Below are 13,162 nucleotides of genomic sequence, written 5' to 3'. Positions count from 1 at the left end.
GAGCGAGAAGACCTCGCCTTCAGCATCAAGGTTCATGTCAGCAAAGACCCAACAAGCCATCAGACAGATTTACCTTTTCATTATTCGAGCACGATCGCGCTGTGCAACAGGTTTAATTAACTGTAACCTCTCCTTGCCCCTGCAACTGCCAATAATGATTATACTGTTCTCCTTGATTTAATAACTCTTGATGGGTTCCCCGTTCAATAATTTCTCCCTGCTCTAAAACTAAGATCTGATCGGCTTCGGTGATGGTTGATAATCGGTGTGCTACCACTAATACCGTCCGATCGCGCTGAAACATTGCTAGAGCTTGTTGTACCAGACGTTCCGATTGACTATCTAAAGCACTGGTTGCTTCATCTAAAATCAAAACTTCTGGTTGCTTCAAAATCGCTCGTGCTAACGCCAGCCGTTGGCGCTGTCCCCCAGAAAGGCGATAACCCCGTTCACCGACCACAGTTTCATACCCCTGGGGTAAGGCTAAGATGAAGTCATGAGCTTGAGCATCTTTTGCTGCTGAGATCACTTCTGTTTCGCTGGCTTCAGGTTTTCCATAACGAATATTTTCTATAATTGAATCATTAAAAACAAATGTATCTTGACTGACCACTCCTAACTTTTTGCGCCAACTTTCCAAACTGTAAACCTGTAAAGAGGTTCCATCAATTTTAATTTGCCCTTCTGTGGGTTCGTATAAGCCAGTTAACAAATCAGCAATTGAAGATTTACCTGCACCTGAGCTCCCGACTAGAGCGGTTACTGATCCTCTAGGCATAACAAAGTTCAGATGCTGTAAAGCTGGAGCTTGATCCGAGAAATAACATAAGCTGACATTGTCAAACTCAATCTTTTCAGCTAAAGCTTGAAAAGGCTTACCTCCAAGTCGTGTCCATTCCTTATCTTCATTGGCAAGAATCTCATTGAGACGGCTCATTTTACCAGAATTGTTTGCAAAACCACTAAAAACTTGTGCAAATCCTCCCAGTTGACCAGATAAACGGTTTAGGGCTGCAATAAAGGTGAATAGAGCAGGAATAAGTAAGGCTTCTTCGTTTCTTAAGATTAAAAAGCCGAGAATCAGTAAAAGTCCCACTGTGGAAATCGTCAAGCTCTGATTAATGGGTTGTGTTAGCTTTATTAAACGTTCCTGCTTTTCCATTAATGGAATATTATCAAAACTATTATTATCCTAACTCTGCGTTTTATCAACGCTCTCTCATCGGAAGCAATAAAAATAGTGATGCTTCTGAAGAAGAATCAGAGACGAACGAGTTAAATTAACCCCAAGTCCATCACTGACAACGGATCGGAAAAAATTTTATGGTTATTACTCAAAATGATCAGGCTCTACAGAAACAGGACACTCGACTCCCTGACTTGCCTCAAGTCTCTTCTCGCTGGTTAATGGTTGCTTTGACCACACTGATTAGTGGGTATGTCGGATCAGCAATACCAGCCCAAGCACAAATTCCTTTACAATTACAACAACCTTCTCCTGAGTCGGAACCTATTCCTGCTGAGACCTCAGACGCACCTTTTCGCTATCAAGAAACCCCTTACACCCTAGGGCCAGGAGACAGCATTAGCATTAATATTTTTAATATTCCTGAATATAGTGGGCAGTATCGTATTTCGGTTGACGGAAGAATTAACTTACCCATTGTTGGCAGTGTTGATGTTCAGGGGTTAACCATTCCACAAGCTAATGAGTTGATTACCCAGCGCTATACGCCCATTTTACAGCGTCCCATTGTTTCTCTTAGCTTGGCGCAACCGCGACCAGTACGGGTGGCGATCGCGGGAGAAGTCAATCGTCCTGGCTCTTATGATTTGAGTAGTGGTGGAGGACAACAGTTTCCTCCCATCACAGAAGCGATTAAACAAGCGGGAGGGATTACGCGATCGGCAAATGTTCGACAAGTGAAACTGCATCGGGTTTATCGTGGAGAGCCCTATGTGCTCAATGTGAACCTCTGGAAACTGGTAGAAGATGGACAAATTATCCAAGACGTGACGCTGCGAGATGGAGATCGGATTGTCATTCCAACAGTGAGCAACAACAATCCCCGAGAAACGCGGTTGCTTTCTCAAAGCGCGATCGCGCCAGTCTCTCAAGCAGTGGAGGTTGCTGTTGTGGGAGAAGTCTCCCGTCCTGGCTCTCATCAAGTTTCAGGGGGCGACTCAGGATCACCACCAACTGTAACTCAAGCCATCCAAGCAGCAGGAGGAATTACCAATCTCTCGGATATTCGCAATATTAGAGTGGAGCGCAGCACTCGCAATGGAGGCGACAAAATTCTTTCGGCGAACTTATGGGAATTATTGCAAGAGGGAAAGGTCAGTGAAGATGTTCTCCTGCAACCAGGAGATACCGTTGTTGTTCCCAAAGCAACAAAAGTTAATCCGACTGAAGCCGAAGCCCTCGCATCCGCTAGTTTTTCTCCCCAAACTATTCGCGTCAATGTTCTCGGTGAAACCAAACGTTCGGGAACTTTAGAACTTCCTGCGAATACGCCTCTCAATCAAGCGATTTTGGCAGCAGGAGGCTTTAATGACCGAGCGGATAAAGGAGAAATCGAACTAGTACGCTTGAACCCCAATGGGACGGTTACTCGTCGGGAATATGAAGTTGATCTCAATGCGGGCATTGATGCTGAAAGTAATCCGACGCTGCGTAATAATGATGTGATTGTGGTGGAACGTTCCACCCTAGCTGCGGTTGGCGATACGGTGGGGACGATCCTACAGCCCGTATCGACCATCTTCCAGGGGATTCGTTTCTTTGATATCTTCTTTGGCAATAATTAATGACAGTTATCAGGGGTTTTCAAACCAGTGATCAAGAAAACAAGGTACAATCAGCACGATCCCAAACTCATCAGAGAATTGCGGGACACATCAACTTCACAGCACGCAATTTCATCACGCTATCTTAAACATTTGCACCTATGCGTTTCAAACAATTTACAGCTTTAACCACAGCAACGGCTCTCATTACACTGCTAACATTTCAACCCAGTCAAGCTCAGAACTTTGGCGCGAGAGAAGTACCTCAAAACGATTACGTCGCAGTGGCTGCTCCCTTTGGAGATGATAATTATAATCTCCTCATTATCGAACAGAAATCCGATCAACGGGCGTGTTGGAGCGAAAGTGGTTCTAATCCCGTGGTCATTGATCCCCTATTAAGTAATTTTGATTTTACTGGCATTTGCGGTCGGGCGACAGACAGCAATGGCTACTCGATCCGTGTTGACGGACAAGACTACGGCTTAAATTATCTTTTACGGCTTGTGGAACGGGATAATGAACTACTCTTAGTGGGAACGCCCCGTAATAATCAGGGAGAAGAAATTATTGTGGGACGAACCAATGGTCTCGCTGATGGGTATTTGAAAATTCAATTAGAACCGCAGTGGAATTTTGCCAAACGGACTTATGAAGATCGAACCCTCGGTCATATTTATTTAGCAAAAACTACGGGTGAACAACCTCTTGATTTGCCTTTTGCTGATATTCGTAATGATATCTATCGCGAAGAAATTGCCACTGCAGTTAATCTGGGTTTTGTCTCTGGATTTAAAGAAGATAATACTTTCCGCCCAGAAGCAGAATTGACCCGAGAACAGCTTGTTTCCATTGCCATTGAGGCCTTAAAAGCAATTCCAGAACTGGAGATCATGGTTTCCGACCAAGCAAGCACTTCTCCCTATCCTGATGTGGCTGCAGGACGTTGGAGTGCAGGAAAAATTCAATGGGCCAAAGAAAATGATATTGTCAGTGGATATCCTGATGGTAGTTTCCGTCCGACACAGCCCGTAACTCGTGCGGAATTAATTGCTGTGGAACGAAAAGTGGCTCAATATGCTCGTAATCAATTGGGCCAAATGGGAGAACTACCTAATACACAAACTGCTCTTAATTTCGGTGATACCAGTAACCATTGGGCTGCTAATTTAGTAAGTGAAATGTCTGCTTATTGTGGGGTTGCCTCTCCGTTGAATGAAGTGGGAACGAATTTTGCCCCAGATCAAGCTGCGAAGCGGAACTATGCTGCTGCTGCAACAGTGAGAATGTTGGATTGTGTGAAAGGAACAGAGACTTTAAGCCAGAATTAATCCCTTCCAATCGCAAAATTATTAGAGTAGGGGCGAACTCTGGTTTTCCCCTACTATGTGTTTGGGTGGAGTTAACTATTGGTCAACATTTCCGCCGGTAAACGCTTAAAGGTCAAGCGTTCATCAGCAACATCAGCAAAAAGAGTATCTCCTTCGCTAAATTCGCCTTTGAGTAAAGATTTCGCGATCGGCGTTTCCACATAACGCTGTACAGCCCGTTTTAAGGGACGTGCGCCATAAACGGGATCGTAGCCAATATCGGCAAGGAAATCTAAGGCTTCTTGGGAGAGTTTTAGCGAGAGTTTTTGTTCGCTGAGACGATCTTCGAGATATTGCGTTTGCAGTTTGACGATATTCCGTAATTGATCGCGCTGTAAGGCATGGAAGATAATAATCTCATCAATGCGGTTGAGAAACTCTGGACGGAAGTTTTCTCGCATTGCGCCCATGACGCGATTATACATTTCGTCATAGCGAGAATCATCGCCAGCAACATCGAGAATGAGATCGGAACCGATGTTACTGGTCATGATGATAATGGTGTTTTTGAAGTCCACCACACGCCCTTGAGAATCGGTCAGGCGACCATCATCTAAGATTTGCAACATGATGTTAAACACATCGGGGTGCGCTTTCTCAATTTCATCAAAGAGAATCACAGAATAAGGACGACGGCGGATGGGTTCAGTGAGTTGTCCTCCTTCTTCATAACCCACGTAACCTGGAGGCGCACCTATGAGGCGAGAAACAGCGTGTTTTTCCATGTATTCCGACATATCCACACGGACTAAGGCGGTTTCCGTATCAAACAAGTTAGAGGCGAGGGCTTTCGCTAACTCGGTTTTACCTACGCCAGTGGGACCGAGGAAAATGAAGCTAGCAGTGGGACGATTGGGATCAGATAAACCAGCGCGCGATCGTTGGATGGCTTCGGAAACAGCCCGCACCGCTTCTTCTTGTCCCACAACGCGATCGTGGAGTTCATCTTCGAGGTGTAAGAGTTTTTCTTTCTCCGATGACATCAATTTACTGATGGGAATCCCCGTCCACTTAGAAATAATTTCCGCAACGTCTGCTTCTGCAACTTCTTCCCGCAATAGAGTGTGTCCGCTGCTTTGCATTTCTTCCAGTTTGCTTTCTGCTTCTTGACGTTGCCGTTGCAGTTCCGTTAAGCGACCATACCGCAGTTCCGCAGCGCGATTGAGGTCATAATCTCGTTCCGCTTGTTGGATTTCGAGATTAACCTGATCAATCGTTTCTTTGATGCTACGAATCTGATCAATAACTTCTTTTTCCGCTTGCCATTGGGCGTTCAGTTCATCTTGTTCTTCTTTGAGATCCGCCAGTTCTTTTTCTAGAGTTTCTAAACGTTCTTGAGAGGCGGTATCGTCTTCTTTTTGCAGCGATAACCGTTCCATTTCCAATTGCAGGATTTTACGGTCGATTTCGTCTAATTCCTCGGGTTTCGAGGTAATTTCCATTTTTAACTTCGCTGCGGATTCATCCACCAAATCAATGGCTTTATCGGGTAAAAACCGATCGCTGATATAGCGATCCGACAACATCGCAGCAGCCACCAGACAGCGATCCGAGATTTTAACCCCGTGGTGGACTTCATAGCGTTCTTTCAAACCCCGCAGAATGGAAATGGTATCAGTCACATTCGGTTCATCCACATAAACCGCTTGGAAACGACGTTCTAACGCTGCATCTTTCTCGATGTGTTGACGGTATTCATCTAACGTGGTCGCGCCAATACAGCGCAGTTCACCCCGAGCTAACATGGGCTTGAGTAGGTTTCCCGCATCCATCGCGCCTTGAGTTGCACCAGCACCAACAACGGTGTGAATCTCATCAATAAACATGATGATTTGTCCTTCCGCGTCGGTGACCTCTTTTAACACCGCTTTTAGGCGTTCTTCAAACTCACCGCGATATTTTGCCCCAGCGACTAACGCGCCCATATCCAGGGCAATGAGTTTCCGATCGCGCAAGGATTCTGGCACATCCCGACTGACAATCCGTTGCGCCAACCCTTCCACAATGGCAGTTTTTCCGACACCGGGTTCCCCAATGAGAACGGGATTATTTTTCGTCCGTCGTGATAAAATCTGTACGGTTCGTCGGATCTCGTCATCCCGCCCAATGACCGGATCCAATTTCCCTTCCCGCGCCCATTGGGTTAAATCGCGCCCATATTTTTCCAGGGCTTCATATTTTCCTTCTGGGTTTTGATCCGTGACTTTTTGCGATCCGCGAATATCTTGAATCACAGCTTTTAGTTTCTCCTCAGTCAGTCCAAATTCTTTATAGAGGGCTTTTCCAAAGCGATCATCTTGGGCAAATGCAAGCAGCAGATGTTCAATGGAGATATACTCATCTTCAAACTTTTTGCGATAATTTTCCGCGCGATCAAAGAGAGAATCTAAACTGCGTCCGAGATAAATTGATCCGCCTGTGTTAGAAATTTTCGGTTGTTTATTGATAAATTCATCTGCGCGATCGCGCAATCGTTGGACACTAACATCCGCCTTACTAAAGACACTACTCGCTAAGCCATCTTGTTCCAACAGCGATTTCATTAAATGTTCACTTTCAATCTGTTGCTGTTGGTTTTGTTTGGCTAAATCTGGCAGCCTAACAATGGCTTCCCAGGTTTTTTCGGTAAATTGATTGGGGTTTGTTGGTTGCATCGCTTCTACCTCCCAAATTAAAGGTTTGATTAATCTTTCTGCTTATAGCTCACTTACTTATCGATCTTAGTGAGTTCTACGGAAAATCTCGGGTTGAAAACCAGCCCTAGCAAGTAGGGTTTCCCTATCATGAAGTGATAAGCATTCAAATACCCTCTCTTATTGACAAGCAATCACTCATGTTTAAGATTTAAAGCATAATTGCCTGATTTTTATCTCATAAAATACGTGCATTTTTGGAACAAATGAGATATGATGAGTCTGTCCCTTTTCAGTAGAAATAGTGGCATTCCTGATTTTTCTGAAAAAGTTAGGCTCTTTTAAAGACAACAGCGTAAGCTATAGTAACTCCAAATAGAAAACATCAAGAGAAACCTTTATTATTAATCCAGCAGAGGAGCAGTGGCTATCCTCAATTTGACTCTTCTGTTTCTAATTTATACAAATAAAATTCTTTCTGAGATTGCAAGGTGATTGCACCTGCGTTTGCTCAATATGAAGTCAGATCTATCCTTATCTCTTATGAAAAATCTCCAACAGCTTATTGCACCCATCGCAAGCGCAACGCTGGTTGTGTTTGGGTTCAATGTTTTACCTACCCAAGGGCTACCCAAACAAGATACTCTCTTTCCAGAAGAAACAGATGGAACAGTGATCTTAGATTTTGAGACAGACTTAAGTGGAAATTCTCTCAATGCAAATACTCTCGATGATTCTGGGCAAAGCCTTGATATTGATGGTACTATCGGCAATGAGACTGTTTCAACGACAAACAATAATGTTGGTTTAATTTATCAACAAGCTGGCTTGACCATTACAGCAACTGCTCCCGGTGGTGGTCTTGGTACAGTTGGGCTTTTTAACTCCAACTGTACTCCTGACGGCGGTTCCAGTAACAATACCCCAGCAGCAACTGTTTCCTGTGAAAATGAAAATGGTAATGGCAATGGAGATAATGATCTAGCCACTGGCACAGGTTTCAACCCCGATGCCGGCAGCAGCCCTGAAGACCCAAATAATTCAGATCCCAATATTAATTACACTACTGAACTTCAAGGAAATCTCTTGATTCTCGAAGAAAATGTTGGCGATGGAGAGCCTGATGATGTAGGTGCTGGCGGAACCCTCACTTTAGACTTTCAGACAACCCAAACTGATTTCATTCGAGCAAGAATTGGTAGCATTACATTTGTTGATGATGCTAGTGGAGATTTTGTATTCAATTTCAGAGATGGAACTAACCAAACAGTATCCTTTGATGCTCCTGACGAGAATGATCTTACAACAGTAGATATCACAAATGCACTAACAAATCAGAATAATGAAGACAAACTCTTGGATAGTGTCGATATATCCTTCAGTTCTAGTGGTGGCATTAGTACAATTGTCTATTCTGAATATAGAAGAGTTCCCTTTGAAGCAGAAACCAGTTTCGGAATAGTGATTGCAGGTGCCTATGGTCTCTATCGGTATTACAAGCACAAGAAAGCAGCAAAGATTAAGCAAGAGAATGAAGAATAAGATACCTGAGTGGGAGGGCTAAACTAGTTCCTCCTTTTAGCTGTCTGTCTGTACTCATTGCGCTCTGATTAAAATAGGGGATAAAGTATTCATTGGTTGATTGAGTCATGCAAGAGTTTTTCCAGAATGTTTCTCGCTATCCCCGTTATCTGATTAGTTTTAGCTTAGGGATTTTCTTTGCCCTTTTTGAACGCTTAAAACCGCTTTTTAATCGTCCTGTCACAGCAACCGCTTTAATTGGCATTCTCGTCAGTGGCTTTTTCCTTGTTTTCTTCACCTTACGAGGAATGCTGGGATATACGACGTTATAACCCTTTATGGTCACTTGTCATTGGTCACTTGTCATCTGTTGTTGGTGTATCCAAAAAAAGGAGGAAAGAAATCATTTCTGCCTTCTCTCTGATCCTTATCAATTGTCTAAGATTCCAATGACGAATGACCAATGACTAATGACTAAATCAAACCCGATTGGGATCCAGTTCAATCTCTTTTTTCGTAAAGGGTAAATCTTGATTAATTGCTTCAATTTCTGCTTGTTCCATCTCATTAATTTCATCAATATAAGCATTCAAAATTTGGCTCATTCGTTGATGATAAAAACGATGTAAACTATAGTTAACTTTGGCGGGAAACCCCCGTCTGCGCTTATGACGACCGCCAGCACCTGGATCAAACATTTTTATTCCCTGGCTAATTGACCACTCAATCGGTTGATAATAACAGGCTTCAAAATGTAAGCAATCAAACTCTTCAAAACATCCCCAATACCGTCCATATAAATTCTCACCTTTTCGCAAACAAAAAGATAAACCCACGGGATGACGATTATCTTCAGTATAAGCAGCAAAAACAACAACCCGATGGGCATAATTGGGATACAGTTGCTCAAAAAACTTTCGATTGAGATATTTACTCATGCCAAAAAATTGGTCACAAGTCCTGCTATAAAACTGATAAATGAGGGGAAACATCCAATGGGGAATATCTTCTCCAGCGTGAACTTTCATTTCTAAACCTGCTTTTTCAACTTTCTTGCGTTCTCGTTTAATATTCCGCCGTTGATTGGCATTAAAGAGTTTTAAATAATCATCAAAATTACTGAGACCGCCATTTTCCCATATATAGCTGTGATGTTGCCAAGCGCGAAAACCACAGTTTTCTAATAAAGGTTTCCAGTCGGGATCAACGAAGAGAAAATGACAACCCGCAATCTTCTCGCGATCGCAGAATTCATCTATAGCATGAACCATCAGTTCTGTCAACATTGCCTCATCTTCATCAGGAGAAATTAAAAACCGATAGCCAACTGCAGGGGTTAACGGTGTCACGCCAATGAGTTTCGGATAATAATCAATCCCCAAACGATAAGCAAGGTTTGCCCATTGTTGATCAAAAACAAACTCGCCATAACTATGCCCTTTCAAATACAAGGGTGCAGCAGCCACTAATGTCCGAGCTTTCCAAATGGTTAAATGACAGGGTTGCCAACCCCGACGAGGGCTAACGCTACCCGATTTTTCTAGGGTATGCAACCATTCCCACTCTAAAAACGGCGTTGCCAGGGGTAAGGCTAAATCATCCCATTGGGCTTGGGGAATATTTTTAATTTGTTCTTGCCAACGAATTGTATATTGAGCGGTGAGATCAGGGTTGCCAATCATGTCCAAGCGTTGAGGTAATCTTTAAACACAGGGTAGCAATTTTGTTATTAGTCATTGGTCATTAGTCATTGGTCGTTGGTTCTCCCTCTCTCAATCACCCCCAACTCAGAAAAAAACACTATATAATATATCGGAATCGCGCCTAGTGGAGGAGACTGCCCGTTGAAGACTGTCACATCCTTTCCCTATCCGGTCAAAGAAATTGAAAACATTTGGATTCCCCTGAGCGATGGTTGTCGTTTAGCTGCTCGGGTTTGGCTACCAGAGGGAGCAGAGGAAAACCCAGTTCCTGCTATTTTAGAATATATCCCTTATCGCAAACGCGACCATACCATCGAGCGAGATGCCCGAACTCATCCCTATTTTGCGGGTCATGGTTATGCCTGTGTTCGCGTTGATATTCGCGGAAGTGGCGATTCTGATGGGGTGCTGACCGATGAGTATCTTCAGCAAGAACAAGACGATGGCATCGAAATTTTACAGTGGCTAGAACAACAACCGTGGTGTAATGGTGCGGTGGGAATGATTGGGATTTCTTGGGGGGGCTTTAATGGACTCCAAATTGCAGCGCGTCGCCCACCTCAACTGAAAGCGGTGATTAGCCTCTGTTCAACGGATGACCGCTATTCCGATGATGTGCATTACATGGGCGGTTGCTTACTGGGGGATAATCTGTCTTGGGCTTCTGTGATGTTTGCGTATAATTCTTGTCCGCCAGATCCAGAGGTAGTGGGGGAAAAATGGCGGGAAATGTGGCTAGAACGGCTGAAAGGAAGCGGTCTCTGGCTCGAAACCTGGTTAAGTCACCCCAACCGCGATGATTACTGGAAACATGGCTCGGTTTGCGAAGATTTTGAGGCGATTCAATGCCCGATTATGACAGTGAGTGGTTGGGCGGATGGCTATTCTAATGCGGTTTTTCGGTTGCTTGCCAATTTGAAAGTACCACGGATGGGCTTAATTGGACCCTGGAGTCATAAGTATCCGCACATGGGAACACCCGGTCCCGCGATCGGATTTTTGCAGGAAGCTCTCCGTTGGTGGGATAAATGGCTAAAAGGGATTGAAACCAAGATTATGGATGAACCAATGTTGCGGGTTTGGATGCAAGAAAGTGTCCCACCAACGAGTAAATATAAAATTCGTCCTGGTCGTTGGGTTGCCGAAGCTGAATGGCCCTCTTCTTATATTCAAGAGCAAGTTTATCCCCTTGGATCGTGTCAAATTGCAGCCCCAGGGGAAAAAGTTGCGAAGAATGAATTAACGATTCAATCTCCGTTGAGTGTGGGCTTATTTGCGGGAAAATGGTGTTCTTACAGTGCGCCACCCGACTTACCCCACGACCAACGAGAGGAAGATGGCGGATCTTTGGTATTTGATAGCGATTTTCTGGAAGAACCATTAGAAATCTTGGGCGCACCTGTGGTGGATTTAGAATTATCCTCAAACCAACCTGTCGCCATGATTGCGGTACGCCTTTCTGATGTTGCCCCTGATGATAATGCAACCCGAGTCACCTATGGATTACTGAACTTAACTCATCGTAATAGTAACGAAACCCCAGAACTCTTAGAACCTGGGAAACGATATCGCATCCGTGTGCAACTGAATGATATTGCACAACGTTTCCCGAAAGGGCATCGCTTGCGAATTTCTATTTCCACTTCTTATTGGCCCCTGGCTTGGATTCCTCCCAAATCAACCCGCTTAACCATTTATACAGGTAATAGCTCATTGATCCTTCCCACTCGCAAACCTCGTGAAAGCGATCAACACCTCCCGCCTTTTGAAGAAGCAGAGGGCGCTCCTCCCATCATCAAGACAATGATCGAGCCTGCGGATCTACGCTGGACGGTGATTCGAGATTTAGCCAAAGATGAGTCCACTTTAGAAGTGATTAAAGATGAAGGCAAATATTATCTTGAAGATATTAACTTAAAGGTGGGTTGGCAAACGAAAGAGTGGTACACCTTCTGGGATAATGATTTCAACTCGGCTCGCGGTGAAACCTATTGTTTGCGTACCTTTGAGCGAGAAGGTTGGTCAGTGAAAACAGTAACCAGCACTGTCTTAAGGTCTGATGAGTCTTACTATTACATTGATGCCACTCTCGATGCCTATGAAGGCGATCAACGAGTGTATTCTCAAAGCTGGGATCGTAAAGTGCCACGGGAGGGAACAGAATTGCTAAAAGTTGACTTCTCCTCACGATAAATCGATGAGGATTCTAAGCGTCGCCCTAGGCAACGCTACCCAGCTTTCAGCGTGCTGACATGAATAGCCTTTGGCACGGCTTCACCTATAGCACACAGCCCCTCCTAAAGAGACGTTGCTTTGCTTTTTCTTCTTAGCTGACCAAGACTTATAGTGCTACTTGAAAAGGGCAAGGTTAATTCTGTGTTTTCATTGCTCTCTAATTTTCCATTCAAACACCTTTCCCCCTGTCCCTTGACCCTTTTCCCGATCAATGAGGTGGATTTTCATCTGTCAAACACCCGAATGAGTAGTGCTATATAAGATCAAAAAAATCCCCTCCTCCTAAAAAACTGGGGAAGGGGGAACAAACACTCACCTTAAATTATTCGTAGATCCAGCCTTTTAAAGCGGATTCCCAACTGGTGAGTTCAGTTTCTTCAAACCAGAGTGCAATTTCTCGTTGTGCGGTTTCCACAGCATCTGAACCATGAATTAAATTGCGTCCGATACTAATGCCATAATCACCACGAATGGTTCCAGGTTCAGCACTGAGGGGGTTGGTCGCGCCAATAATCTTTCTGGCGGAAGCAACCACACCTTCCCCTTCCCAAACCATGGCAACAACTGGGGCGGAAATAATAAACTCAACTAAGTTAGTAAAGAAGGGCTTATCTTTATGAACATCATAGTGTTTTTCCGCCAGTTCCCGAGAGACGCTCATCAGTTTCATCCCCACGAGGTTAAACCCTTTTTGTTCAAGGCGTTGAATAATTTCTCCCGTTAAGCCACGTTGCACGCCATCGGGCTTAATCATGATAAATGTGCGTTCCAAGATGATCTCCTTATCTCTTAACAAAACGATACACCAAAGACAGGTTATATCATTTTGGGGTGCTGTGGTTAGCTTTGAGGGTTAAACTTTATCGTGACGAGACGCAAGGTAGGGTGGGCAATACTTAGCCTGATCTAC

Annotated in this window: 10 protein-coding genes; 6 read left to right on the top strand and 4 right to left on the bottom strand. The window is 44.2% G+C overall.

The window, feature by feature from the left end; genetic code table 11:
- Positions 1-112: 112 nt before the first annotated feature.
- A complete protein-coding gene (locus PCC7418_RS13620; RefSeq protein ID WP_051030549.1) occupies positions 113-1,111 on the bottom strand; it encodes an ABC transporter ATP-binding protein in 999 nt (332 codons plus the stop codon).
- A 17-nt stretch (positions 1,112-1,128) separates the two neighbouring features.
- On the opposite strand from PCC7418_RS13620, the gene PCC7418_RS20630 reads away from it, so the two are divergent.
- From PCC7418_RS20630 to PCC7418_RS13610, 3 genes are all read left to right on the top strand, one after another.
- Positions 1,129-1,284: a hypothetical protein gene (locus PCC7418_RS20630; RefSeq protein ID WP_171814918.1), complete on the top strand. Its 156-nt coding sequence runs from the start codon at positions 1,129-1,131 to the stop codon at positions 1,282-1,284.
- Positions 1,285-1,323: 39 nt separating this feature from the next.
- Positions 1,324-2,811 carry a polysaccharide biosynthesis/export family protein gene (locus tag PCC7418_RS13615; RefSeq protein WP_015226766.1) on the top strand — a complete coding sequence of 496 codons (1,488 nt, stop codon included), beginning with the start codon at positions 1,324-1,326 and terminating at the stop codon, positions 2,809-2,811.
- Positions 2,812-2,951: 140 nt separating this feature from the next.
- Positions 2,952-4,121 carry a DUF3747 domain-containing protein gene (locus tag PCC7418_RS13610; RefSeq protein ID WP_015226765.1) on the top strand — a complete coding sequence of 390 codons (1,170 nt, stop codon included), beginning with the start codon at positions 2,952-2,954 and terminating at the stop codon, positions 4,119-4,121.
- A gap of 71 nt (positions 4,122-4,192) precedes the next feature.
- On the opposite strand, the gene clpB is transcribed toward PCC7418_RS13610, so the two are convergent.
- Positions 4,193-6,814, bottom strand: coding sequence for an ATP-dependent chaperone ClpB (gene clpB, locus PCC7418_RS13605; protein ID WP_015226764.1), 2,622 nt, complete (start codon positions 6,812-6,814; stop codon positions 4,193-4,195).
- 522 nt (positions 6,815-7,336) lie between these two features.
- On the opposite strand from clpB, the gene PCC7418_RS13600 reads away from it, so the two are divergent.
- Positions 7,337-8,335 carry a hypothetical protein gene (locus PCC7418_RS13600; RefSeq protein ID WP_015226763.1) on the top strand — a complete coding sequence of 333 codons (999 nt, stop codon included), beginning with the start codon at positions 7,337-7,339 and terminating at the stop codon, positions 8,333-8,335.
- Between the two features lie 107 nt (positions 8,336-8,442).
- Positions 8,443-8,646 (top strand): DUF751 family protein, encoded by a 204-nt coding sequence (locus PCC7418_RS13595; protein ID WP_015226762.1) that lies wholly within the window; start codon positions 8,443-8,445, stop codon positions 8,644-8,646.
- 147 nt (positions 8,647-8,793) lie between these two features.
- On the opposite strand, the gene PCC7418_RS13590 is transcribed toward PCC7418_RS13595, so the two are convergent.
- Positions 8,794-9,996, bottom strand: coding sequence for a GNAT family N-acetyltransferase (locus PCC7418_RS13590; RefSeq protein WP_015226761.1), 1,203 nt, complete (start codon positions 9,994-9,996; stop codon positions 8,794-8,796).
- A 162-nt stretch (positions 9,997-10,158) separates the two neighbouring features.
- Here PCC7418_RS13590 and PCC7418_RS13585 point away from each other — a divergent pair, with 162 nt between their 5' ends.
- The gene (locus tag PCC7418_RS13585) at positions 10,159-12,210 is read left to right on the top strand and encodes a CocE/NonD family hydrolase (RefSeq protein WP_015226760.1); all 2,052 of its coding nucleotides are present in this window, start codon (positions 10,159-10,161) and stop codon (positions 12,208-12,210) included.
- 364 nt (positions 12,211-12,574) lie between these two features.
- Here the strand turns inward: PCC7418_RS13585 and ndk are convergent, their stop codons facing one another.
- Positions 12,575-13,024: a nucleoside-diphosphate kinase gene (gene ndk / locus PCC7418_RS13580; RefSeq protein WP_015226759.1), complete on the bottom strand. Its 450-nt coding sequence runs from the start codon at positions 13,022-13,024 to the stop codon at positions 12,575-12,577.
- Positions 13,025-13,162 lie beyond the last annotated feature (138 nt).

This window comes from Halothece sp. PCC 7418, assembly GCF_000317635.1.
Classification (GTDB): domain Bacteria; phylum Cyanobacteriota; class Cyanobacteriia; order Cyanobacteriales; family Rubidibacteraceae; genus Halothece.
This window is presented reverse-complemented; position numbering and strand designations above follow the sequence as displayed.